This window comes from Nitrosomonas limosa (genome assembly GCF_054188085.1).
Window position 1 is genome coordinate 1,593,370 of record NZ_CM135180.1, and the last position, 23,950, is coordinate 1,617,319.

Below are 23,950 nucleotides of genomic sequence, written 5' to 3' on the forward strand. Positions count from 1 at the left end.
AGTGCTTGAAATAGTTGAAAGTTTATTGATGGTTTGAAAATGAGGTCACAGCGAAATGGCCATGAATAAAAAGAGAACACTCAGGGTTTATCTTGATCATGCGGGGCTTGACAGCTAATGACTACGGTCAGCGAGCAGATCTATAACGCTGACGAGGTGATCTGTCGGAATATCGAGTCACTCGCTGATCAGCGAGGATTACTCTCCCAAAACATCCTCTCCCAACTCCGAAACTTAGTTGAGAGTGTTGCGGTACGTCTTCACACGGGTTCACCCGATGCCGAGTTCAAATACACAGCGATAGAACTCGGACTCGACTTCATCAAGAGCGTGGCAAAGTTCAATTTCCTCGGCAAGTTCCACAAACTGATTCAGATAAGTGCTTCTCACTACACTCTGGACGGGGATACTTCTGAGCGTTTAATGCTCAAGTACTACGAGTACCTCCACCGCATCCGTAGCTTGCTTCAAGACAACTGTGGGATCTCAGTGCTGGCGAACCTCGAGGCCTTCCCAGTTGATCTCGATCCGTCGTTGCGGGAATACCACGAGATGATCGCCACCAGGATTGAGGCTGTTCGTTCAACTCGACTGGATAGCAACTCTAAGCATCGTTACTACATCCACAAAACGCGCCCATTTTTCGTTGGTGGGCGCATCTACTATGAGGTCATCTTCTACCGCGCAGTCAATAAGGTGAGCAAGTTCGACCGCATCATCGCCTTTACTGATATTGATATGACAGACAAGTACGCGGCCCTGTTAACACTCCAGCAAGACTCTATTGAAGTGCTCGGCCAGACAATGCCAATTACGATCATCCGTGAGTGGGAGGTATCGATCCGTCCGTGCGAATTCGACAACTTCGCGCGTCTTTTGGGCATAGAGCTGAAAGTGCGGACCAACGGGCTGGAGTATCGCTACCTGATGTACAGATTGACAGCTGGCTCAGGTAATCTGCTCGACCTTCTTGACCTGCCTGATGACAAGTACGCGACGATAAGAGCGGAAGGTACAGCTAGCTCCGCCAATCCGCAGATATTCCCTATGTTGGATGAAGTACGTCGCATCATGAGGACGAACGTAGCCGGTTGTAACATCCTCCGCTATCTCATGCTGCGAATGCACAACCAGATACTTAAGTCGCAGTATTACTGGGATAGTTGTGACTATCTTTCCGGGATGAATCTTAAGTATGCCTGCATCCCCTTTGACACCATGCCGTTCTGCACCTCGCTGCCGAAGCACAACCCTCGGTATTGGGATCTCGTCGAGAGTCTCGATGTGAAAGAACGGAATCACGAACTGCTCGCTCGACGCGTGAAGAACAACGTGGAGCATCACGGAATCCTCTACACGCCCGTTATCGACCTCGAGGAATTCGGAGACATCAACCGCTTGATCTCCAGTTACAACACCAAACTCTATTACACGCATACGGAGCGTCGGCTCGTGCACGACAAAGGGCATATTTTCATCTGCGGATATGAGAACGAAACTGTCTCCATCGTTAAGAAGTTGCAGGAGTACGCATCGTCCCGGATCGAGGGCTACACCCAGGCCGTCGAATGCTGGTTAAGTGAAACTCCTCGCCCCATCGACGACCCAGCGAAGACGGATGCGCTCAAGCAGTTGTTCAGCCAGTCGCGCGTTGCCCTAATCTACGGGGCGGCTGGCACTGGCAAATCGACGATGGTGAACCACATCGCGCACTACTTTAATGACAAGAATAAGCTTTTCCTCGCGCATACAAACCCGGCGATCGACAACCTCAAACGCAAAGTAACTGCAAAGAACTCCATCTTCCGGACGATCAGCAGCCAAATCGCCAGGGGACTTTCCCTTCAGAAGTACGAACTCCTCGTCATTGATGAATGCAGCACCGTGAGCAACGCCGACTTGATCAAAGTGCTGGAAACGACTTCCTTCAAGCTGCTCGTGCTCGTCGGTGACGTCTATCAGATTGAATCGATACAGTTCGGTAACTGGTTCGGAATCATTCGTTCATTCATCCCAAGAACATCGGTGTTTGAACTTACGACGCCCTTCAGAACCAAGAACGACTCACTCTTGAGCTTCTGGGACAAAGTTCGAGCAATCGAAGACGATCTCGCCGAGGTCATGGCCCGCAACAAATACTCAACTGTGCTCGACAAAACACTGTTCGCGACCCAAGACCGAGACGAGATCATTCTTTGCTTGAACTACGACGGTCTATACGGCATCAACAACATCAATCGATTTCTGCAGAGCAGTAGCCCTGGTGCAGTGTTCACCTGGCGCGAATTCACGTATAAGATCGGTGATCCTGTTCTTTTCAATGAAACTGAGCGATTCCGACCGGTGATCTACAACAACCTAAAGGGCCGGATCGTCGACATCAATCACTTCCCTGATCGAATCCAGTTCAAAGTTAACCTTGATTTATCGCTTAGTAATTTGGATATTGATCATGATGAACTCGAATGGTTAGATGAGTCGACTGTGTGTTTCTCCGTCTATGAACGCGAAACCAGCGATGAGGACGACGACTCACTAAATACCTCCGTGCCATTCCAGGTGGCCTACGCTGTATCGATCCACAAGGCGCAGGGCCTTGAGTATGACTCCGTTAAGATTGTGATTACCGATGCCAATGAAGATGACGTCACACACAACATCTTCTATACAGCAATAACTCGGGCACGCGAGCGTCTGCGGATATTCTGGACACCTGAAACGCAGCAGAAGGTTCTACAGCGCCTCCACCGCAATGCCAATCGAAAGGACGTCGCTCTTCTTGCTCTTCGCCATAACCTTAGACCGGTCAACGGATAAGTCAATGACGAATTGGAAGCTGGCGGTTTTGGGTGAGCCATTATTTATAATCGAACCGTTGCGAAAGTGCGCCAAATATCAGCAAGATTACCGCATGAATTGATTGCTGCGCTGGATGAAGCGGCCGCAAAATTGCATCGCACGCGTGCCGATGTGATCCGACAGGCGGTCGAATATTACCTCAACGATTTTGAGGCTATTTCCCGCGCCGTAGAAGTTATGCGCGATCCGGTTGATCCGATATTGGATTGGGAAACCGCAAAGCATGCGTTACTCCGTCAACATTAAGCAAAGCACGGTTAAGTCATTAAAAAATAGCCTATGCAGATTAGCTTCGTATTCGCATCGATCATCGCCGCGAGGTTTTCCGGTGAATTCGTTTATTTGAGTGGTTAATCTAGTGAGAGTGCGCCAATGCCAGAAAGACTGATCCTGTCCCTAGCTCGTAGGTTGGGGTGAGGTACGAACCCCAACATCAACGAAATCGCCAATCGTTGGGTTTCATTTCATTCAACCCAACCTTGTACCAATCCTTTTTCGGTAACGGATCAATCTTTGCATTCATCTCATAATGAGATAAACTGCTTTCATGAAAATTATCAGTCATAAGGCGTTGCGGATTTTTATTGAGGAACAGCCGCAGGCTGCGCTACCGCTCTTGGGTTGGCGTCGCGTGATTGAAAAAAACCGGTTTACGCATTGGGCAGAGTTGAAAGCCGCATTCAATACCGTTGATAAAGTGGGTGAATTAACCGTGTTTAACATTGGCGGTAATAAATACCGTTTGATTGCTTACATTCGCTTTGAAAAGCAGATTGTATACATTAAAGCTGTGTTAACTCATCAAGATTACGACAAAGGAACCTGGAAATCATGACAGTATCCATTGATATGAAGAATCTGCTACCCGCTTGGGAACAGTTCCGCAATCAAACCGATATCGCACCCATTCGCGATGAGACGCACTATGATCGCATGACTGCGCTACTGGAAGCCTTGTTGGAGGAAGCATCCGGGGATGAAAATCACCCGGCGATGAGCCTGGCCGATATTGTTGGCGATTTGATCGAGGATTACGAAACGCAACACCACCGGTTAGCCGATACAACCGGTATCGATGCGCTCAAATTCCTCATGCAACAGCATGGGCTTAAGCAAGGCGATTTAACCGAAATCGGCAGCCAAGGTGTCGTCTCGGAAATTCTGTCCGGCAAACGCGAGTTCAACATCCGTCAAATCCGGGCATTGAGCGAGCGATTCGGGGTATCGCCAGCGACTTTTGTTTGATGGCATTTGAATTTAATTCATCAGACAAGAGAGAGAGCAAGTAGCCTGGATAAGCTTGCGTCATCCAGGATCAACAATGGCAATCCATAAAACGCAAATCGTAATTTAATTGCAAAATGTATCAGCTTACGCTATTGTGACACTCAATGAATTACATTGACATCAAACTAGCGCAAGGAACCTGAAATGAGCCAAATATCTGCAAGATTACCGGATGAATTGATTGCCGCCCTCGATGAGGCGGCCACAAAATTGCATCGCACGCGTGCCGATGTGATCAGACAGGCTGTCGAATATTACCTCGACGATTTTGAAGATATTTCCCGTGCCGTAGAAGTTTTGCGCGATCCGGCTGACCCGGTGTTAGATTGGGAAACCGCAAAGCATGAATTACTCCGTCAGCATTAAGCAAAGTGCGCTTAAGTCATTAAAAAACATAACCTATGCGGATCGGCTTCGCATTATCGAAGCGATTGATCAACTCAAAACAAACCCGGCAGCCGGTGGCGTGCTCAAGGGAGAATATTCCGGACTACGCCGCATTCGCATCGGTTCTTATCGCGTTGTATACGAAGTGCATGATGAACAATTGACAATATTGGTTATTAGAATCGGCCATCGCCGCGAGGTTTACCGATGAATTCGTTTATTTTGATGGGTATTACCTTGATCGCATAGAAAAATAAGCGATGTATAAATATGAAGTAATTATCTATTGGAGCGCCGAGGACGACGTTTTTGTCGCGGAAGATCCTGAACTTCCCGGTTGCATGGCGCACGGCGACAATTATGAATCGGCATTATCGAGTGCACAGGAAGCCATTGGCCTCTGGATCGATACCGCAAAAGAGTTCGGCGATCCGATCCCGGAACCCAAAGGGCGGAGACTTCAGCTTGCTTGAAATGCTGTCTCCACTCCCTTTGCAGTATCACCAGCGACTTTTGTTTGATAGCATTTGAATTTATTTCGCAAGACAAGAGAGAATCTCCATTATGTTCACACATTTCCGGGTAGCTCGCCCCGTTAGCAACCTTTCCCGAAGCGCTACGATGTATCAGGTCGGTCTTGGGTTTGTCCGGGTTGGTCAATTTGATGATCACGATGGGTTCGACGGGGTGATGCTCGGCTTTCCCGGCGTGGGCTATCATCTCGAATTCACCTACTGCCGCACCCACCCGGTTGCGCCAACCCCTACGCCTGAAGATCTGCTGGTTTTCTATCTCCCAAACCGCGATGAATGGGAATCGCGCTGCCAGGCGATGCTGGATGCCGGTTTCAAGCCAGTTTCTTCCCTGAATCCCTATTGGGAACGGGATGGCCGGACTTTCGAGGATCCCGACGGGTATCGCGTGGTTATCCAATGTGCGGAATGGATTAATCCGTAAGGTGCAATAACCGAAGCGCATTGCACCTTACAACTGGGCGGTAGCCGCTCAGCTGACAGAGTCTGCATCATCTGGTAAATTGGTTTACATGATCAACCGAAACTGCGCATTGCACAATGATGACTGTCGGCGCTTTTGAAGCCAAAATCCTTTTATCTTCGTTGCTGAAACAGGTGAAATCATGATTACCCGTCACGGCAAACCACTAACACGGCTGGTTCCTGTAAATGTTGCAGACCGGTCGCAGATCGATTCGACGATCACAAAATTAAAGGCGCTGCGCAAAAATTGCACGCTTGATGGCATAGCGTGGCAAAGATTGCGCGACGGGAGCCGCCGGTAAGCGGATTGATTCTTGATTGATCCAACAGACCCCAATACTCACAACTGCGAAATTCGATGACTGACGAGCAGAAATCACAAAAATGGTGGCAAACCGCCCCCGGATTATTGTCGGCAACGGCGGGCTTGATTACCGCCGCGACAGGTATGATTGTGGCGTTACATCAGGCCGGATTTCTCGATAAAGACAACGGGCATGCACCACAAGCCCCGAGCAGTTCTCTTGCCCAACCGAAAACGATTCAACCGGTTGCGGCACTCGATACAGTGCCTAAGACAGCGTCTTCTTCCACAAGCGAAGTTGCACATCCCCTGATTGCACTTTCCGCGGGAACAGAAGCCCACCTGGGCAATGCGGTATACAAGATACTGGCGATCCAGCTTGACCGGTAGAAGTGGATCCAGTTAGTTGGACACCAGAGGGTCAAAGTTAAGGAGTTATTTTCTGTATGATTATTTTTATAAATAAGAGGAGTACAGAAAATGAGCAAGAAACGCAGAAATCATTCACCGGAGTTTAAATCAAAAGTTGCACTGGGGGCAATCAAGGGCGACAAGACGCTAATCGAGTTAGCCCAGCAGTATGGCATCAACAGCAATCTGATTGTGAAGTGGAAGAAGCAGCTGATTGATAACAGCAATGAAATATTTGCGTCGGGTAAGGGGCTGGCACCGGATCGGGAGTCAGAGATTCAATCACTGCAAGCCAAGATTGGTCAATTGACCATGGAGAATGATTTTTTGTCCAAAGCGCTCGGTCGCTAGATCGGGCGCGAAGGAAAGATAAGGTTCAGACGGCACATCAGCTCCCCAGGGTGCGGCGTTGCGAATTGTTGGATATACCAAGATCGAGCAGTTATTATCAACCGCAACCGGTAGCTAAAGAAGATCTGTTGCTAATGCAATTGATTGACCGAATTCACATGGATAAACCTTTTCTTGGTTCGCGGCGAATCGTAGATGCGCTGGTAGAACAAGGCCATAAAGCAGATAGAAAACATGTGCGGCGTTTAATGCGACTCATGGGTATACAGGCGATTCATCCTGGTCCGAAGACCTCGAAGCCACATCTGCGGCACAAGGTATACCCATACTTGTTACGAAATCTGGAGATCAACCGGGCCAATCAGGTGTGGTGCAGCGATGTGACCTATCTGCCGATGGCATCCGGTTTTCTTTATCTGACAGTCATTATGGATTGGTATAGCCGCAAGGTGCTGAGTTGGCGTGTATCTAACAACCTGGGTGCCAGCTTCTGTCTCGACGCACTTGAGGAAGCGGTTTACCATTATGGAACACCGGATATATTCAACACAGACCGGGGATCACAGTACACCAGCGAAGCTTTCACCAGCGTATTGAAAAACCACGGCATTGATATCAGCATGGATGGCAAGGGTGCTTGGAAAGATAATGTATTTGTCGAACGCCTATGGCGTAGCGTCAAATATGAGGAAGTTTATCTCAATGCTTATGAATCAGCGTCTGAGGCCAAGCAATCATTGGCGAAGTATTTTCACTTTTACAATGAAAACCGGAAGCACCAGACCTTGATGGCTACGCCAGATCAGGTTTATTATGAGTCGGTCAGGCTGCAAAAAGCAGGTTGGTATGTCGAAAAATAACTCCTTAGGAATCTGTCCGAAAATGGGGGCCACTTCTGATCAGGTCGAGCTATGCAAAACTTGCAAGATTCGCAATGGCCAAGTGGTGGAATATGCCCAGGAACAAATCACCGTAACACTCTGAACCGCCCGGTTCAAAAAAGCCAGCGCGGCGCCGGTACATTCGAGTATCCTACGCGGTTATTCAGTACAAATCGTAAATCATGACGCAATACCAACTCTTCGCCACCACGCCGAAAGCGATGGAAGGCATACTCGCCAACGAAATCCAGGCGCTCGGCGGACAGAACGTACAGCAGAAGATGGCCGGGGTGGCATTTCAAGGCGATCTGTCGCTGGCCTACCAAGCCTGCTTATGGTTGCGCACCGCCAGCCGCGTGTTATTGCTGCTCAGCAGTTTCGAGGTGAAATCGCAGCAGGATCTCTACGATGGCGTGCAAGGTGTCGACTGGTCTGCGCATCTGAATCCCGATGACAGTTTGGCGGTGTCATTCAACAGCAAGAATAATCCGGCGATCAACAATACCCATTTCGGCGCGCTCAAAGTCAAGGATGCTATTGTCGATCAAATGCGCGCCAAGTTCGGCAGCCGCCCCAATGTCGATACCGAGTACCCCAGCATCCGCGTCAATGTCTATCTGCACAACGATACCGCGCAATTGAGCCTGGATTTATCCGGCGAAAGTTCGCATAAACGCGGTTACCGTGAAGTCAACATCGCCGCGCCGATCAAGGAAAGCCTGGCGGCGGCGATCTTGCTGCGCGCCGGTTGGCCGGACATCGCCGCGCAAGGCGGTTCATTGCTCGATCCGATGTGCGGTTCCGGCACGTTGCTGGTGGAAGGCGCGTTAATCGCCGCCGATATCGCGCCGGGGCTGCAACGCGATTATTTCGGTTTTCTCGGCTGGAAGCAGCACGATCCGCAATTGTGGCAATCGCTGTTGGACGATGCACAGAAAAGGCGCGAAGCCGGTTTGAGCAAATTGCCGGTGATCGCCGGATTCGATCACGACCGCCGTACCGTTACCGCCGCGTTGCAGCACATCGAGAACGCCGGGTTGGCGGGAAAAATTCACATCGAGAAACGCAACATTGCAGATGCCGCTGCCGCTTTGAGCTGGCCGAAAGGATTGATCGTCTGTAACCCGCCATACGGCGAACGGCTCGGCGATGAAGAGGAAACCGCGGCGTTGTACCGCCAATTCGGTGAAGTGCTGAAACAGCGCTTTAGCGGCTGGCAAGCGGCGATCATCATCGGCAACCCGGAGCTTGGGTTTCGCCTCGGCATCCGCTCGCAAAAACCAGTGACATTGTTCAACGGCGCGCTGGAATGCAAATTACTGCGGCTCACGATTGAAGAAAGCGCGTTTTTCGAACCGAAAGCCAAATCGCAGCAGGAGCGCATCGAACACATCAGCCGCCGCGCGCAAACGGAATCAACCGATAGTCATGCGGAAATGCTCGCCAACCGCCTGCGCAAGAATCTTAAGAAGCTGGGTAAATGGGCCGAAAAAAACCGCATCGACTGTTACCGGCTGTACGACGCCGATCTGCCGGAATACGCCGTTGCGGTCGATGTTTATCACGGCGATCAAACCTGGGTTAACGTGCAGGAATACGAGCCGCCTAAAACGATCGATCCGGCCAAGGCCAACCAACGGCTGGCGGGCGCGTTGCGCGAAATCGCCAGAGTGCTGAAAATTCCGGCGGAGCATGTGTTTCTAAAAATCCGCCGCAAGCAGAAAAGCACCGATCAATACGAAAAACTCGGCGATTCGCGCCATTTTCACGTCGTTGCCGAAGGCGATTGCAAATTCTGGGTAAACTTCGAAGATTATCTCGATACCGGCTTATTCCTCGATCATCGTCCGGTACGTTTGCTGATTCAGCAGCAAGCCAAGGGCAAGCGATTCCTGAATTGTTTTGCTTATACCGGCAGCGCAACGGTACATGCCATCATTGGCGGTGCGGTATCGAGTGTTACGGTGGATATGTCAAACACTTATCTCGATTGGGCGCAGCGGAATTTCACGCTGAACGGTATTCACGGCGATCATCAATTGATTCGCGCCGATTGCGTGGAATGGCTAAGCGAACAAGCCAGCAGCAAACGCCGCCCGCAATTTGATCTGATTTTCCTTGATCCACCGACGTTTTCCAATTCCAAACGCATGGACGAAGCATTTGATATCCAGAAAGACCATGTATCATTGATCCGCAACGCGGCGGCTTTGCTCGCGCCGGGTGGTATTTTGTATTTCTCGACCAATTTCCGCCGCTTCAAAATCGATCAACAAGCCCTTGCCGGATTAATCTTAGAAGATCTCAGCGCGAAACTGATCCCGGAAGATTTCGCGCGCGATGCCAGAATTCATTATGTTTGGAAAATCACCCGCTGACAGGTCATTGAAAAACTATCTGCGTTGCCGCTACAGTGTTAAAAACAAACCCCGCACGAGGGCGGGGTTGTTGATCCAATCGTGATTACTTTTCTTAAACGTTCTGCGTTCTGCGGCGCGCCATGAAACCCAGCAATCCCAAACCGGCCAACAGCATGGCGTAGGTTTCGGGTTCGGGAACAGCCGTGACTTGGTCGAAATTGATGTTGTCGATTCCGATGTTCCAATCGTTATAACCGAATCGGATTGAAATCGCACCGCCATACGTCAGATTAGGCGTAAACGTGCTAAACGTACCACCCGTCCCCAACACGGTAACTGGTGAATAATCGATCAAGGTGCTTTTGCTGTCGCCATCAACGATACGCACTTGCGAGTCGGGATGATCCGTTTTGAAGTATCCGCCCAAGTCGAAGCTGTTCAGGCGAATCGCCCAGCCCGGTTCCGGCACCAAGGTAATTTCCGCAAAGTGATCAGCGCTGACCACGCTGAATGCGACATTCGCCAGACCGCCATAATTAAAATCCCAGAAATCGAGATTGTTGTAGGCCACTGTATCGGTGCTGATTCGCCAGGTACGGTATTCGGTGGTGACGTTCGGCGTGTAGCCGTTACCCATCGAATAGGATCCCACCGCGTCGCTGGCGGCATTGACGTTATCGCCGTAAGCGCCTGGAATGTCACCGTAATTACCGACAGCCGGATCCAAATTGAACGTCAGAATGGTTGCTTGCGCGGAAACAGCAAATAACGCGCCTGCACCCAGCAATAATGTGCTTGAAATAAGCGAACGAGTTTTCATGGTATCTTTCTCCTCTTGTTTTTCGTGTAACGAACCTATTCGGATTGCCAGGTAACGGGAAGCGGCTTTAGCCTCATTGTCCGGCTGATCCACTAACCATTCCAACGCTTGCGGCACATACCGGGCTTCACGTTACTCGTAATAAAAGTATATTTAATCCCGCTAAAATTCACAAACAAAAATATGTTTATCTGAAAAGAAAATTATTAATAAACATAGCTCTGAATGATAGTTTGTCGAACCATCCAGCCGCTATAGTCTAAGGATACTTTTTTTCCAGGACATTTGTCATAGCTTTTTCTCGTGTCTTCAAATGATATGTTATAGTGCAAACGGCATTGCATATCGCCACTCCGTTAACACACTGTGGAGGATCAAGATGAAGAAAAGTAAACTTGATTTACGTGAAGCAATTGTTGATACGGCAGTAACCATCGCGGAACGTTCGCACTGGGAATCGGTGCGATTGTTCGATGTCGCGGCGGAACTCGATATTTCTCTCGACGATATCCGCGCCCATTTCCGCGAAAAAGAGGATCTGGTCGATGCCTGGTTCGACCGCGCCGATAGCCGGATGCTTAAAACCGCCGAAACTGTCGATTTTTTATCCCTGCCACCACGCGAACGCTTGCAACTGCTTATCATGGCGTGGCTCGATGCGTTGGTTGCGCATCGCAAAGTCACACGGCAAATGATCGGCGGCAAACTGGAACCCGGTCATTTGCATATTCAAATTCCCGCCATCATGCGCGTCAGCCGCACCGTGCAATGGATGCGCGAAGCCGCGCATCGCGATGCCACGTATGTACGCCGTGCTCTGGAAGAAACCGCGTTGACGACGATTTACCTGGCGACGTTTGCTTACTGGATGCAGGATGATTCGGAAAATTCGCAAAACACCCGCGATTTCCTGGCGCACAAACTGAAATATGCCGAATCGCTCGATCACTGGGTATACGGAAATCCTCGCAATGAAGCTGCGGACAACTCCGATACCGATTCGGAATCGCAGACAGGCGGAGAATTTTCCGAAGCTCACGGTTCTGCGGCGCCAACGTTATCCATCGTCCCGGAAATTCGCGCAAAATCCGGTTAACCGGTGGATCCGCTCACTCATGCGCTGAGCGGCGCGCTGCTGGCGCGGGCTGCCGCGCCGGCGCGTTTGCCATTGCGCTGGCGAATCGTTGCGGGCTTTGCCGCTGCCGCTTTTCCCGATATTGATCTGGTTCTGCGGCTGATCGACACCCTCACCTATTTAAACTGGCATCAAGGTCCGACGCATTCGCTGGTATTGCTGCCGGTTTGGGCAGGACTGCTGGCATGGTCGTTTTCCAGACTCAGCCGCGGACGTTATAACTGGCGATTGTTTTATCAACCCGCCTGTCTCGGACTTGCCATCCACATCGTGGGTGATCTGATCACATCGTATGGGCTGATGCTGTTCGCGCCGTTTTCGACTGAGCGTTATTCGCTGCCGCTGGTGTTTGTCATCGACCCGTGGTTCAGTTTGATCGTCATCGCCGGTCTGACCGCTTCAGGGTATTATCCGCAACGCAGAATCCCGGCCATCACAGCACTGTTGGTGTTGTGCGGCTATGTCATCTTCTTGTTCACGTTGCATCAGCAAGCCATCGCCATCGCCCACCGCTATGCCGAATCTCAAGCCATCCAGCCTATGCACGTAGCGGTTCTGCCGCAGCCACTGTCGCCGTTTCACTGGAAAATCATCATCCACGGCCACGAAACTTATTACATAACGGACATCGATTTATGGCGACCTGCCGGAAAAGAACAAGCCGATGCTGCCGACTGGCTTTTCCCCAGAATGACCGCCGCCTACCGTCCAGTGATGGAAAAGAATTGGCGCATTCAGCAACAATTCGGCAATGACCCGACCCGCTCCGTGCTGCTTCGGCAAGCCTGGCTGTCGCCCGCTTTCACGCCGTTCCGCGCCTTCGCGCAGTTTCCGGTTTTAGATTCCGTGGATGTGCAGGAGCAGAAATTTTGCGCCTGGTTCTACGACCTGCGCTTCCAATTCCCGGAATTGCCGCCATCGTTTCGCTACGGTGTGTGCAGGAAACACGGCCAGGCGGATTGGCAAATGGTGCGGCAGCGGGGATTGTTTTATATCGATTAAGAAGTCACCTTCACCATCTCTGGATGATCTGCATTCACAGAGCTTTCTTACTGCAAAGCTGCATACCGGCAAATCTCTTGAGCAAACTGCCGGAAATCCCGCAAAGAATTCCGGCAGATGGCATACACAATTTCCCAGTTGATCGCCTCATAGTTGTGAACCGCGATATTTCTGAAACCAACAGCCTTTCGTAATCGTTCGTTGGTTTCTTGCGAAATTGCTCCGAGTTCATGCAACTTCGTAAAAATATCGCCCATCGTTTGAGGTAATGTCTGATTGGTTGTACTGATGATATGACTGCCAATATCGATGCTGATTTGTACAGCGCGTGTGAGATTGATCACCAGAATATCTTGCAAATCGATATCCCGGATCAAACTGCCCGCATCCTCTGGTGTTTTATCTTCGATGCGTTGCATGCAACGCCGCAGCGATTCCAATTTCTCGGCAATGATCACTTGATCCATCGATTACGCCTTTCAGTAAGCATCCGTTGGTGCAGTGGCAGAAAATCGGCAACGTTGAGCAGATGCCGGTACAACAGATTGCCGCATGCAGTATCGTCGCCAAGCAAGCGGATTCCTCCTAAAACCTGTCCGGTGATAGGTTCCGGTACGTGAAACAAATCGACGATATCGACCGGGCGGCCAAATTTAGCACTAATCGCCTGCATCAATTGCAGCCTAAAACCCGCACTCAGCGGTTCTTGTGACAGCATGCCAAGATCAATGTCGCTATCCGGACGTACGCACCCTGTTGCCTGAGAACCGAACAATATCGCTAGTTTGATTTGCGGAAATTGCAGCAATAGGGCTGTCAACTGATCCAAAAAACTCTGATCGCTTCCTTTTTTGCTGGCTTCTGTATTCTGTTGATGGGCCTGGAAAGCTTGTCGAGTCATGTCATTCGCTCATCTTTTACGAACCTGCAATCTTGCCCCACGAATCGCGCAATGTCACCGAACGGTTGAAAACCGGCTTGCCGGGCTTCATGTCGATGCGGTCGGCGACGAAGTAACCGTTGCGTTCGAACTGAAAACTTTGCTCGGGTTGCGCTTCGCATAACGCCGGTTCGACGTAGGCGGTAATGATTTGTTTGGAATCCGGATTCAATGCGGTTTTGTAATCCTTGCCACCGCTATCCGGATGCGGGTCGCTGAACAAGCGGTCGTACAAGCGCACTTCCGCCGCATGCGCATGCGCGGCGGATAACCAGTGAATATTGCCTTTGACCTTGCGGCTGTCGGCGCCCGGTGTGCCGCTTTTGGTATCGGGGTCGTAGGTACAGTGAATCGCTTCAATCTCGCCTTGGGCGTTTTTATCGATGCCGATACATTTAACCAGATAGGCGTAACGCAACCGCACTTCCGCCCCCGGCGACAATCGGAAATAGCCTTTGACGGGCGTTTCCATGAAATCGTCACGTTCGATATACAGCACTTTGGACAACGGAACGGTACGCTTGCCCCATTCCGGTTTTTGCGGGTGATCCGGTGCAAAACAGTCTTCTTGCTGTCCTTCCGGGTAATTGTCAATGATCAGCTTCAACGGCTTGAGAATGGCGATGCGGCGCGGCGCATGTTCGTTCAAATCTTCACGCAGGCAATCTTCCAGCACGGTCATGTCGATCCACGAATCCGCTTTGCTAATGCCGATACGCTCGGCAAACAACCGGATCGCTCGCGGTGTAAAACCGCGGCGGCGCACACCGGCCAGCGTGCTCAAACGCGGATCATCCCAGCCGTCGACCAGTTTGTTTTCCACCAATTCGATCAACTTGCGCTTGCTCATCACGGTGTACGTCAGATTGAGCCGGGCAAATTCAATTTGTTGCGGATGGCACGGCACTTTATCCGCCAACTGATCGAGCACCCAATCGTACAGCGGACGGTGATCTTCGAATTCAAGCGTACACAAGGAATGCGTGATTCTTTCCAGCGCATCGGAAATACAGTGAGTGTAATCGTACATCGGATAAATACACCAACGGCCGCCGGTACGCTGATGATGCACGTGACGGATGCGGTAAATCACCGGATCGCGCATATTGATATTGGGCGATGCCATATCGATCTTGGCGCGCAGCACGTATTGCCCATCGGCAAACTCACCGGCCTTCATGCGGCGGAACAGATCGAGATTTTCCTCAATCGACCGGTCGCGGTACGGACTGTTCCTGCCCGGATTCGTCAGAGTGCCGCGATACTCGCGGATTTCATCGGCGGATAAACTCTCGACGTAGGCTTTGCCTTGCATGATCAGAAATTCGGCGAATTCGTAGAGCTGGTCGAAATAATCCGACGAATAATACAGATGTTTGCCCCAATCGAAACCCAGCCAGGAAACATTGTCGCAGATCGAGTCGACATACTCCTGCGCTTCCTTTTCGGGATTGGTATCGTCGAAGCGCAAATGACACACGCCGTTGTAATCGTGTGCAACGCCGAAATTCAAACAAATACTCTTGGCATGGCCGATATGCAGATAACCGTTCGGTTCCGGCGGAAAACGCGTTTCCACCCGCCCGCCCCATTTGCCGGTACGGTTATCGTCGTCGATAATGTTGCGAATGAAATTGGTCGGAGCTGTCTCTGCGGCGGAATGGTTTTTGGATTTCTCGTTCAAAGCGGGTCTCTCGCAATTGGTAATGAAGCTTTCTTTTTAATTATAATTGGCTTTGATTCGTTTAATCACTAGCAACGCCAGATAATTTTTTGAGATTGACAGCTAAAAATCCGCCATCGATTCATTAATCAAAGTTAATCAAACACTTTCATCACAAATTAAGACTCTCGATTGTTGCGACATCCGCTTGCCGGGCAAAGAAAAGATTTTCCAGCACAGGCCGGTTGTAACCTGCATTTATGCCGGTTTGAATTACTTGCTCCAAAATCGTCTGATTATCCAATCCACGCAACGATTGAACCAAAGCGGAAAAATCCAATTGTTCAATTTTGGCTACCGAATCCAGCAAACTTGCGCAGGCGGAACGGCGCCACCTTCCTTGCTGCAGCGCCAGTATCTCAAACCCTTGAGCAATCATCCATTGCAGCCAATTTAGGGGCGATTCGCCTGCTTCAAGGATCGAAAAAGGAGAAAACTCACTCAAGATTTTAATTCTCGGGGAAGCTTTCAAGGTTTCTTGCAAACCACGCAGCGCTCGCGGTTCGAATCCTTCGATATCAATCTTGACCAGATCAAGCGGCGCAAGCTGCAAATCATCCCCACGGACCACCGAAACCTGGATAGTTTCTCCGGTACATACCACCGATGAGTATAAGCGATGCATGCCGCTGTTGTGAGAACTTAGAAAAAGTCGCGACTCACCGGCCTGGTCTGACAATGCAAATCGGTAAATTTTAACCCGCCCCTGTTGCTGCCAAATACGAGTATTTGCATCCAAAATTTCAAAATTTGTATCATCAGGTTCTATTGAGATTACTTGACCTGTCGATCCAACGCACTCAGCGGCTAAAACAGTATAATAGCCAACGTTTGCGCCAATATCGAGAAAGCGGTCTCCGGGCTTGATCAGATTAAGAATTGAGCGTGTCTCCTCCGGCTCAAAAATCCCATTGGCTATTAATCCCAAGCTGTCAGCATCATCAACCAGCAGCGATTGTTGGGTGAAAAGCTTGGCTTGTTTCATTGGAGGTGCACTAAAAACGGTGGCTGCGAGCGCAAGAAGTTTGAATTCATTGAAGATGAGTTCTCACTCGATAAATTAAACAAGATTAATATCTTATCATCTTTTCAATGTCCCACTCATCCAACACAGATTATCCCAATAACACCTCAGCGCGCTGGCAGGCCGCCCGGCAAGCCGTGCAATTCATCGCGCCGTATAAACGCCAGGTTGCCTACAGCCTGCTGGCATTACTTTTTACCGCAGCGATTACCTTATCGATCGGGCAAGGCATCCGGTTATTAATCGATCAAGGCTTCGCAACGCAATCGAAAGAGTTGTTAAGCCATTACGTGCTGATTTTTTTATTATTAGTCGTTGCTCTGGCGGTTGGCACGTTCACCCGCTATTATTGGGTCACCTGGTTAGGCGAGCGCGTGATCGCCGATATCCGCAGCCGGGTGTTCAATCATCTGATACATTTGCACCCCGGCTTCTTTGAAGCCAACCGCAGTCTTGAAATTCAGTCGCGTCTGACCGCCGATATGACGCTGTTGCAAACCGTGATCGGATCGTCGGTTTCGTTTGCCTTGCGTAATTTGATCATGATGATCGGCGGCATTATTTGGCTATTCATCACTAATGCTAAACTAACAGCGCTGGTGATGGTTTGCGTGCCATTGGTGGTAGTTCCGATTCTGGTCTACGGCCGCCGGGTACGGCAATTATCGCGGCAAAGCCAGGATAAGATCGCGGCTGTCGGCGCTTATGTCGGTGAGGTACTGGGTCAAATCAAAACCGTGCAAGCCTACAACCATCAGCGCATCGATCAAGAGAAATTTCATAGCCAGGTTGAAGACGCATTTGCCGTCGCCAAGCAACGCACCCTGCAACGCTCGCTACTGATCACAATGGTTATATTGCTGGTGATGGGAGCCGTGGGGTTGATGCTGTGGGTGGGCGGTCTGGATGTCATCGAAGACCGTATCAGTGCTGGTGAATTAGCGGCTTTTGTATTCTACAGCGTGATCGTCGGTTCCGCTGTTGCATCGATTTCGGAAGTAATCGGAGAACTGCAGCGTGCTGCCGGAGCCGCCGAGCGTACCATGGAGTTATTGCATTCGCCGAATCGGATCCAGTCCCCAAAACAACCGCAGCAATTACCCAAGGTTTCCGGCAATATCGACATTGATCAACTGTGCTTTGCATATCCTGCACGCCCTGAAATTCTAGCAATCAACAACCTGACGCTGTCGATCCGTGCTGGTGAGACACTGGCGCTGGTTGGTCCATCCGGCGCCGGAAAATCGACGCTGTTTGATTTGTTGCTACGTTTTTTTGATACTCAATCCGGCACGATCAGACTGGAAGGCATCGATATCCGCACTCTTGAATTATTTGAGCTGCGCCGCTGTTTTGCACTGGTATCGCAAAATCCGGCATTGTTCCACGGCACGATCAGTGACAATCTGCGTTATGCCCGCCCCGATGCCAGCGATGCGGCGGTTCAAGCCGCCGCCGAAGCTGCGCATGCGCATGAATTCATCCGCAAACTGCCGCAAGGTTATGAAACACCGCTGGGGGATTCAGGATCGGGATTGTCGGGCGGTCAAAAGCAGCGGCTGGCGATTGCACGAGCTATTCTGGCCGATGCGCCGGTGCTGTTGCTCGACGAGGCCACCAGCGCATTGGACGCACAAAGCGAGTATTGGGTACAGCAGGCATTGCAGCAATTGATGCGCAACCGCACAACGCTGGTTATCGCACACCGGTTAGCCACCGTGCAATCCGCCGACCGCATTGCGGTGCTCGATCATGGCCGTCTCGATGCGCTCGGCTCGCATGCGGAACTGCTCCAAATCAGCGCTTTGTACGCGCGATTGGCAGCATTACAGTTTCAACAGACTCAATAAAATACGAGTTTATCTCGCGGTGATTTGGCTTGCCAAATCCGTACCGGCTGCCTGGATTATTTGCGATAACGTTTTCCGTGCCTTGCGCATACCCGCGCCCATTTTCAATAATGTGCCCAATCGAACCGAACGCTTCAACAGCAGTGCGGTTAAATGCATCGGCTTAACACCGCCATCCGGATTAACCGCAGAAAGCAGTGCTTGCGGCGGCGAGAAATGAACCGGATCGATGATCGCACGCACTGCAATAAACGGAATACCGGCTACTGCCGCCACTTGCGCAATAGCCGCGCTTTCCATATCGACGGCTATGGCACCGGAAACTCGCGCCAGATCACGTTTCGCTTTTTCATTAGTCAGTGGCACGTTGCTATCAGCCAACAAGCCATTAACAATGGTAATGGTTGATGGGAGTTGCTGTTGCAGCCGGTCACGCCATCCTCGATCAATCGGCAGCAGCTCACCGGCATGGATGGCATCCGGCAACACCAAATCGCCGGGTTTTAATCGATCGCTCAAGGCCCCGGCGACGCCGAAACTTACCAATGCAGTAACGCCGTGCTGCTGCAATCCTTGCGCTGCGACCCGGGCTGATTGCGCGCCCATGCCGCTGAGCCACAACAGCGTCTGTTCATTTAGCGAAGCGGGTTGGTTGAAAGGAATACGCCCCGGTGATACACATGCGGCCTCAGACCGCAGTGCGGTAACCAAACCGGTTATTCGCACGCGGCAATCGTTCTGGTCATCGCGCGATAACGCGCCAGCGCCCACAACGGGAAGAATTTTGAGTAACCGTGATAGCGCAGATAAAATACCCGAGGAAAACCGGGCGCGGTAAACCAGGGATCTTCCCAAAGATGCTCACTATTCTGATTCCGCAGCAAATATTGAATACCTCTGCGAACGGCATCACTGTTGACTTCGCCTGCCGCCATCAACCCCAGTACGGCCCAAGCGGTTTGAAATGCTGTACTGGTCTCGGGGAAACGACCGGCCCATTGGGTATCCAGGTAGGAATCATTGGTTTCTCCCCAGCCGCCATCGTCCCGTTGTACCGATTTCAGCCATTTGACGGCACGGCGTACCGAAATATGCTGCATATCAAACTGCGCCAGCCGGAATGCTTCCAGCACTGACCAGGTGCCATAAATATAGTTGGTCCCCCAGCGCCCAAACCAGGAACCGTTTTTCTCTTGTTCGCGCAACAGGAAACTGATGCCACGCCATACTTCGCGCTGGTGCTTACCGTATTTCCCCAGCAGACCGACGCAACGCGCGGTCACATCGCTGGTCGGCGGGTCGATCAATGCGCCATGATCGGCAAAAGGTATTTCATTCAAATAATGATAGGTATTATCAATATCGAAGGCGGCAAAACCACCGTTCCGCGACTGCATGCCCGCCAGCCAATTGGCCGCGCGATCCAGCGAATACTGGTGACGCTCTTCGCTCCCTTGTTCCAAGGCCCATGCAACCGCCGCAGTGTCATCCAGATCGGGATAATGCGGGTTGGCATATTGAAAAGCCCAGCCGCCCCCCGGCAAATCAGGCCGTTTATCGCGCCAGTCACCGGGTTCATCCAGAACCTGTTGTTCTACCAGCCAATCCAGCGCTTTCAAAACAGGCGCCTGATCGGTTGTAGCGTCTTCTTGCAATGCCAGGCTTGTCAGAACGGTATCCCAAACCGGTGATGTGCAAGGCTGACACCAAGTGCGCTCACCTTCGTCGACCAGCAATCCGAGTAATGCATTGCGGCATTGCACCCGGTTTGGGTGATCGGGTGGATAACCAAGCAATGCCAACGCTTCGTAAGCGTTAACCATCGCCGGAAAGATCGCGCCGATGCCGCATTCGCCGTTAAGGCGTTCAAGAACCCATTTCTCAGCACGGCGGATGGAGTATTGCCGAATCGATTGCGGCAAACGCGGCTCGAACCGGGACAACAGCCTCTCCACCAGCATAAAAACGCGCTTCAGCGGTGTATCCGCTTTGGGAAAATAATTCTTTTCCTCTTCCGGCGGTACAATAAATAATTCACGAATATCGATCCGCCGCGGATTCGCCGCGCGCGCTTTCAACGTACATAAAATAGACAGCGGTATCATGACCGTACGGGACCAGTAAGACACCTTACTGATATGAAAAGGAAACCAGCTCGGTAAAAATATCAACTCGGACGGCACAACCGGCACACCCCGCCATGGAATCTGATCGTACATCGCCAGCAGCAAGCGTGTAAAAACGTTAGCCTTCGCCGCTCCGCCACGTTCCAGAATTGCTTCCCGGGCACGCGCCATGTGCGGCGCATCCGGCGAGTCCCCCACCAGCTTCAACGCATAATACGATTTAATCGTGCAACTGATGTCGAAGGCTCCGCCGTAATAGAGCGGCCAGCCCCCATGTTTCATGTCTTGCTTGTCACGGATAAAACGGGCGATCTTATTTTCCAGAACGACGTCCACTTCATCCATGAAATGCATCATGAGTATATACTCTGCCGGTATCGTGCAATCCGCTTCTAGCGGAAAACACCAATGTCCGTCAGGCTTCTGCAAAGCCAACATGGCATTGCGTGCTTGGTTAAATTTGATATTCAGTTCAGCAGCATCGACTTCTTGCTGATCCGGTTTTGTCGTCATGTGCAATTGCGTCATTTGATCCTTTTCAACAGAGTCCAATTGTTCCGATGCATTCGAGATTTTAAGAAGCCTATCCATCATATATTTCTAAGCACCTTCGTTATTCATTCAAAAATTTAGATACCTATTTACCAACTCTGAGCAGCCAAATTGTTTTATTCTCATGACCGTAACAGCCGGTCAACCTGATTCATTGAATCAATGCGGTTGTCCATCCGCTCATAATTTCTGTTTTTTCCCATCCTGTTCGAATGGATTATCTTGAAAAGGCTCGTAGTAAAGATCTAATGGCAGCTTGCCATCATGAACCAGAAATTCGCGCTGTTGCATCGAAGCTTCGCGCACAAACAGATAAGGATCCAATGCCGCTTCATCGCGAATGCGCATCGGTCCCACTAATCTTGCGCGCTTATCGATCGCGCCGAGGATTGTCAGAGGCGCTGCAAAATAGGTGCCTACAGCCAGCCCCGCGTAGAATAAAACGTTAGTCACAAGCCCTATCGGAATATTGGTGACATCCCGTTCGCTACTGGGTCCAATCAAAGGAACAAACAAGTAAGAACCTGGCTTAACCCCCCACACCCCTAATGTTTGGCCGAAATCTTCATCGTGTTTTTGCAGCCCCATGTGCGTCGCCATATCAAACAATCCAAACATGCCAATTGTCGAATTGACAAAAAACCGTAAGGTATCTTCAGCTCCCTGTTTTACTTTGCCTTGAAGAAACGAGTTTAAAGCAACATTAGGATAAGCCAAATTGTCGTAAAAATTACCAATCGACCGTTGCGCCGGATCCGGCACATAATCAATATAGGCATTCACGACGGGTTCGAACACCGCGCGATCAACTTTATCCGTGAAGTCGTACGACGCACGATTGAATTTTTCATGAGGGTCAACCGGATCAAGTTCTTGATCGCCATTCTTGGGTGTTGAAGCACAGCCTTGCAAGACCGAAAAACAAATCGCCAAGACAATCAGCCATAAATAGCCATGATTTGTTTTTGCAAAAGTATTTTTAAAAAGTCCAATAATTCCAGCCATTGGTTTTACAAATCAATCTTAAATTTCTCTCAATAATGGCAAACGCCGCATGATCAAACCGTTATCGAGCAACCATTCAATTTCGTCAGCAATTGCCTGGCGTACGGAATTTTGTGGCAAACCAAGATCATTTACCGCCTTGCTGCAATCAAAATGCATCGGGTAACGCGCCAATCTAACACCAGCAAGCGGTGCCATAGGCGGTTTATGGGTCATGTAATCGGCGACAAACTCACTGACAGCGGCCGCCGCTAATGCGAGCCAATAGGGAATACGTCTTCTGGGCATGTGCAGACCGGTAATCTCTTCAATCCAGCACAATAATTGCCTCAAAGTGATATTTTCATTCCCCAAGATATAGCGCTCTCCGTGTTTTCCATGCGTAGCCGCCAATATATGACCCTGAGCAATATCCCGTACATCCGCCATATTAAAACCGCAATCCAGATAAGCCGGTGTCTTGACATTCAAAAAATCAAGTATCATGCGCGTAGGCGGGGTAATGGATCTATCTCCGGGTCCAACCGGTAATGTCGGTGCGACAATAATAACCGGCAATCCATCTTCAGCCGCTTTTAACGCTTCCCATTCCGCCAATAGCTTTGACTTGCAATAGGGTCCTGGCATTTCGTTTAATTGACATTCCAACGCGGAAAAAGCCGATACATTCCTGCGCACATGGCCGGTCACAATCGATTCGGTCGAAGTATACACGATTACTTCCAGATCATGCTTTGCCGCTTCTGCAAATATAGTCCGGGTGCCTTCAAAGTTGACCCGATTAAAGTCGCTTTTTTTCTGCGTCCATAAATTAGGATTGGCCGCTAAGTGATAAACTCTTTGAACACCTTTAAGCGCTTTACGGACTACATGAGGATCACAAATCGTGCCGCGCACGACTTCCACGTTGGCTGGCAAAGGAACATCCGGGAGCTCCAGGATTCTGACATTATCGCCACTTTCCTGGAGTTGTCTCACCAGATGTGATCCGATAAAGCCGCCGCCTCCGGTCACCAAAGAACGCCGGTTGCTCATAAAATCCCCTCCTATCACAGTGCAACAGCTTCAATGCGAAACATTCAAAACCTGATCAATTTGCGGATAGATCAACGTTGCCAAGACAGGCAAACAACAATCAGCTATCCCGCTCACCATGAACAATCTCCACTAATTTTAAAGCCTGCAGTTCCATTTCAATCACAAAATCATCAACCTTGGCTCGAAAATGGCGGTAGAAAATCATGCTTGGAATAGCAACGAGAATGCCGAATGCCGCATTGTACAAGGCCACTGAAATCCCGTAAGCCAGTTGCGCCGGGTTGCTGCCTGCCGGTGAATTGGATCCGAAAATCTCGATCATACCGACCAAAGTGCCAAATAATCCCATCAAGGGACTCAATGCCGCAATCGTTCCCAATGTTGTCAGATAACGATTCAGCTCATGCGCGATCACCCGGCCCGCTTCTTCTATCGATTCCTTCATAACTTCCCGGGAGCTTTTCACATTCTTAAGACCGGCTGCGAGAATCTGTCCTAGAGGAGAATGTTTTTGCAGCTTCGTCAACATCTCTGAACTTACACCATTACGCTTGTATTCATTAAGTACCTTTGGCAACAATTCCTTAGGTGAAATGACATTTAAACGCAAGGTCCACATGCGCTCTCCGATAATCCCGGCTGCGACTATGGAAGCGATGATAATCGGCCAGATTGGCCAACCTGCTGCTTGAATTAAAGATAACACGAGATAGTCTCCTCACTCACTGTAGATCCGGGTATCATTTTCTCTGAAAATCATCCAGTGTATATTTTAAAACCAAGTCTATCACCCAGTACGATGCAACTTAAAGAAACGCTGATTAATTGACTGCACGAACGGAACATTTTGTTGCGTGGCACTCACACCCACGTCTCTCGGATTGAATGTCCCGGCTG

25 protein-coding genes are annotated in these 23,950 nt (G+C 50.3%); 15 read left to right on the forward strand and 10 right to left on the reverse strand.

The window, feature by feature from the left end:
- The first annotated feature begins 117 nt into the window (after nucleotides 1-117).
- The 12 genes from ACV7NC_RS07280 (at nucleotide 118) to rlmKL (ending at nucleotide 9,856) form a co-directional block, all read left to right on the forward strand.
- The gene (locus ACV7NC_RS07280) at nucleotides 118-2,817 is read left to right on the forward strand and encodes an ATP-dependent DNA helicase (RefSeq protein WP_458151866.1); all 2,700 of its coding nucleotides are present in this window, start codon (nucleotides 118-120) and stop codon (nucleotides 2,815-2,817) included.
- Between the two features lie 66 nt (nucleotides 2,818-2,883).
- A complete protein-coding gene (locus tag ACV7NC_RS07285) occupies nucleotides 2,884-3,105 on the forward strand; it encodes a YlcI/YnfO family protein (RefSeq protein ID WP_458151867.1) in 222 nt (73 codons plus the stop codon).
- A gap of 301 nt (nucleotides 3,106-3,406) precedes the next feature.
- Nucleotides 3,407-3,694: a type II toxin-antitoxin system HigB family toxin gene (locus ACV7NC_RS07290; RefSeq protein ID WP_458151868.1), complete on the forward strand. Its 288-nt coding sequence runs from the start codon at nucleotides 3,407-3,409 to the stop codon at nucleotides 3,692-3,694.
- Complete coding sequence (locus ACV7NC_RS07295) at nucleotides 3,691-4,104, forward strand: helix-turn-helix domain-containing protein (protein ID WP_458151869.1); 414 nt, start codon at nucleotides 3,691-3,693, stop codon at nucleotides 4,102-4,104. The genes ACV7NC_RS07290 and ACV7NC_RS07295 overlap by 4 nt, the downstream gene beginning before the upstream one ends.
- 186 nt (nucleotides 4,105-4,290) lie before the next feature.
- Nucleotides 4,291-4,512, forward strand: a complete 222-nt coding sequence (locus tag ACV7NC_RS07300; protein WP_108698317.1) for a ribbon-helix-helix protein, CopG family — start codon at nucleotides 4,291-4,293, stop codon at nucleotides 4,510-4,512.
- Entirely contained in the window at nucleotides 4,490-4,744 is a 255-nt protein-coding gene (locus ACV7NC_RS07305) for a type II toxin-antitoxin system RelE family toxin (RefSeq protein WP_458151870.1), read from the forward strand. The genes ACV7NC_RS07300 and ACV7NC_RS07305 overlap by 23 nt, the downstream gene beginning before the upstream one ends.
- Before the next feature lie 49 nt (nucleotides 4,745-4,793).
- A complete protein-coding gene (locus tag ACV7NC_RS07310; protein WP_458151871.1) occupies nucleotides 4,794-5,006 on the forward strand; it encodes a type II toxin-antitoxin system HicB family antitoxin in 213 nt (70 codons plus the stop codon).
- 91 nt (nucleotides 5,007-5,097) lie between these two features.
- Nucleotides 5,098-5,490 carry a VOC family protein gene (locus ACV7NC_RS07315; protein ID WP_458151872.1) on the forward strand — a complete coding sequence of 131 codons (393 nt, stop codon included), beginning with the start codon at nucleotides 5,098-5,100 and terminating at the stop codon, nucleotides 5,488-5,490.
- A 181-nt stretch (nucleotides 5,491-5,671) separates the two neighbouring features.
- Nucleotides 5,672-5,833, forward strand: coding sequence for a hypothetical protein (locus ACV7NC_RS07320; RefSeq protein WP_458151873.1), 162 nt, complete (start codon nucleotides 5,672-5,674; stop codon nucleotides 5,831-5,833).
- 56 nt (nucleotides 5,834-5,889) lie between these two features.
- Nucleotides 5,890-6,225, forward strand: coding sequence for a hypothetical protein (locus ACV7NC_RS07325; RefSeq protein WP_458151874.1), 336 nt, complete (start codon nucleotides 5,890-5,892; stop codon nucleotides 6,223-6,225).
- Between the two features lie 90 nt (nucleotides 6,226-6,315).
- Nucleotides 6,316-7,457, forward strand: a protein-coding gene (locus ACV7NC_RS07330) for an IS3 family transposase (RefSeq protein ID WP_458151875.1) whose coding sequence is annotated in 2 segments (ribosomal slippage) — nucleotides 6,316-6,568 and nucleotides 6,568-7,457 — 1,143 coding nt in all. Because the reading frame shifts where the segments join, the coding sequence is not laid out codon by codon here.
- Nucleotides 7,458-7,660: 203 nt separating this feature from the next.
- Nucleotides 7,661-9,856, forward strand: coding sequence for a bifunctional 23S rRNA (guanine(2069)-N(7))-methyltransferase RlmK/23S rRNA (guanine(2445)-N(2))-methyltransferase RlmL (gene rlmKL / locus ACV7NC_RS07335; protein ID WP_458151876.1), 2,196 nt, complete (start codon nucleotides 7,661-7,663; stop codon nucleotides 9,854-9,856).
- A 94-nt stretch (nucleotides 9,857-9,950) separates the two neighbouring features.
- Here the strand turns inward: rlmKL and ACV7NC_RS07340 are convergent, their stop codons facing one another.
- Complete coding sequence (locus ACV7NC_RS07340; RefSeq protein ID WP_458151877.1) at nucleotides 9,951-10,658, reverse strand: FxDxF family PEP-CTERM protein; 708 nt, start codon at nucleotides 10,656-10,658, stop codon at nucleotides 9,951-9,953.
- A gap of 379 nt (nucleotides 10,659-11,037) precedes the next feature.
- Between ACV7NC_RS07340 and ACV7NC_RS07345 the strand changes: the two genes are divergently transcribed.
- Nucleotides 11,038-11,754, forward strand: a complete 717-nt coding sequence (locus ACV7NC_RS07345; protein WP_458151878.1) for a TetR/AcrR family transcriptional regulator — start codon at nucleotides 11,038-11,040, stop codon at nucleotides 11,752-11,754.
- Between the two features lie 3 nt (nucleotides 11,755-11,757).
- Nucleotides 11,758-12,795, forward strand: coding sequence for a metal-dependent hydrolase (locus ACV7NC_RS07350; protein WP_458151879.1), 1,038 nt, complete (start codon nucleotides 11,758-11,760; stop codon nucleotides 12,793-12,795).
- Nucleotides 12,796-12,842: 47 nt separating this feature from the next.
- Here ACV7NC_RS07350 and hepT read toward each other — a convergent pair whose 3' ends face one another.
- From hepT to ACV7NC_RS07370, 4 genes are all read right to left on the reverse strand, one after another.
- Entirely contained in the window at nucleotides 12,843-13,262 is a 420-nt protein-coding gene (hepT, locus tag ACV7NC_RS07355) for a type VII toxin-antitoxin system HepT family RNase toxin (RefSeq protein ID WP_458151880.1), read from the reverse strand.
- Nucleotides 13,250-13,696 carry a type VII toxin-antitoxin system MntA family adenylyltransferase antitoxin gene (gene mntA, locus ACV7NC_RS07360; protein ID WP_458151881.1) on the reverse strand — a complete coding sequence of 149 codons (447 nt, stop codon included), beginning with the start codon at nucleotides 13,694-13,696 and terminating at the stop codon, nucleotides 13,250-13,252. Before mntA ends, hepT begins: the two co-directional genes overlap by 13 nt.
- A gap of 16 nt (nucleotides 13,697-13,712) precedes the next feature.
- Nucleotides 13,713-15,419, reverse strand: a complete 1,707-nt coding sequence (locus ACV7NC_RS07365) for a glutamine--tRNA ligase/YqeY domain fusion protein (protein ID WP_458151882.1) — start codon at nucleotides 15,417-15,419, stop codon at nucleotides 13,713-13,715.
- Nucleotides 15,420-15,570: 151 nt separating this feature from the next.
- The gene (locus tag ACV7NC_RS07370; protein ID WP_458151883.1) at nucleotides 15,571-16,443 is read right to left on the reverse strand and encodes an FkbM family methyltransferase; all 873 of its coding nucleotides are present in this window, start codon (nucleotides 16,441-16,443) and stop codon (nucleotides 15,571-15,573) included.
- A 107-nt stretch (nucleotides 16,444-16,550) separates the two neighbouring features.
- Between ACV7NC_RS07370 and ACV7NC_RS07375 the strand changes: the two genes are divergently transcribed.
- Complete coding sequence (locus ACV7NC_RS07375; RefSeq protein ID WP_458151884.1) at nucleotides 16,551-18,332, forward strand: ABC transporter transmembrane domain-containing protein; 1,782 nt, start codon at nucleotides 16,551-16,553, stop codon at nucleotides 18,330-18,332.
- A 9-nt stretch (nucleotides 18,333-18,341) separates the two neighbouring features.
- Here the strand turns inward: ACV7NC_RS07375 and ACV7NC_RS07380 are convergent, their stop codons facing one another.
- The 5 genes from ACV7NC_RS07380 to ACV7NC_RS07400 all read right to left on the reverse strand — a co-directional run bounded on the left by ACV7NC_RS07380 (nucleotide 18,342) and on the right by ACV7NC_RS07400 (nucleotide 23,759).
- Nucleotides 18,342-19,103, reverse strand: coding sequence for a phosphorylase family protein (locus ACV7NC_RS07380; protein WP_458151885.1), 762 nt, complete (start codon nucleotides 19,101-19,103; stop codon nucleotides 18,342-18,344).
- Complete coding sequence (shc, locus tag ACV7NC_RS07385) at nucleotides 19,049-20,986, reverse strand: squalene--hopene cyclase (protein ID WP_458154870.1); 1,938 nt, start codon at nucleotides 20,984-20,986, stop codon at nucleotides 19,049-19,051. The genes ACV7NC_RS07380 and shc overlap by 55 nt, the downstream gene beginning before the upstream one ends.
- Before the next feature lie 204 nt (nucleotides 20,987-21,190).
- The gene (locus ACV7NC_RS07390; RefSeq protein WP_458151886.1) at nucleotides 21,191-22,015 is read right to left on the reverse strand and encodes an MlaA family lipoprotein; all 825 of its coding nucleotides are present in this window, start codon (nucleotides 22,013-22,015) and stop codon (nucleotides 21,191-21,193) included.
- An 18-nt stretch (nucleotides 22,016-22,033) separates the two neighbouring features.
- Nucleotides 22,034-23,050, reverse strand: coding sequence for an NAD-dependent epimerase/dehydratase family protein (locus tag ACV7NC_RS07395; RefSeq protein ID WP_458151887.1), 1,017 nt, complete (start codon nucleotides 23,048-23,050; stop codon nucleotides 22,034-22,036).
- A gap of 100 nt (nucleotides 23,051-23,150) precedes the next feature.
- Nucleotides 23,151-23,759, reverse strand: a complete 609-nt coding sequence (locus tag ACV7NC_RS07400) for a MotA/TolQ/ExbB proton channel family protein (RefSeq protein WP_458151888.1) — start codon at nucleotides 23,757-23,759, stop codon at nucleotides 23,151-23,153.
- Nucleotides 23,760-23,950 lie beyond the last annotated feature (191 nt).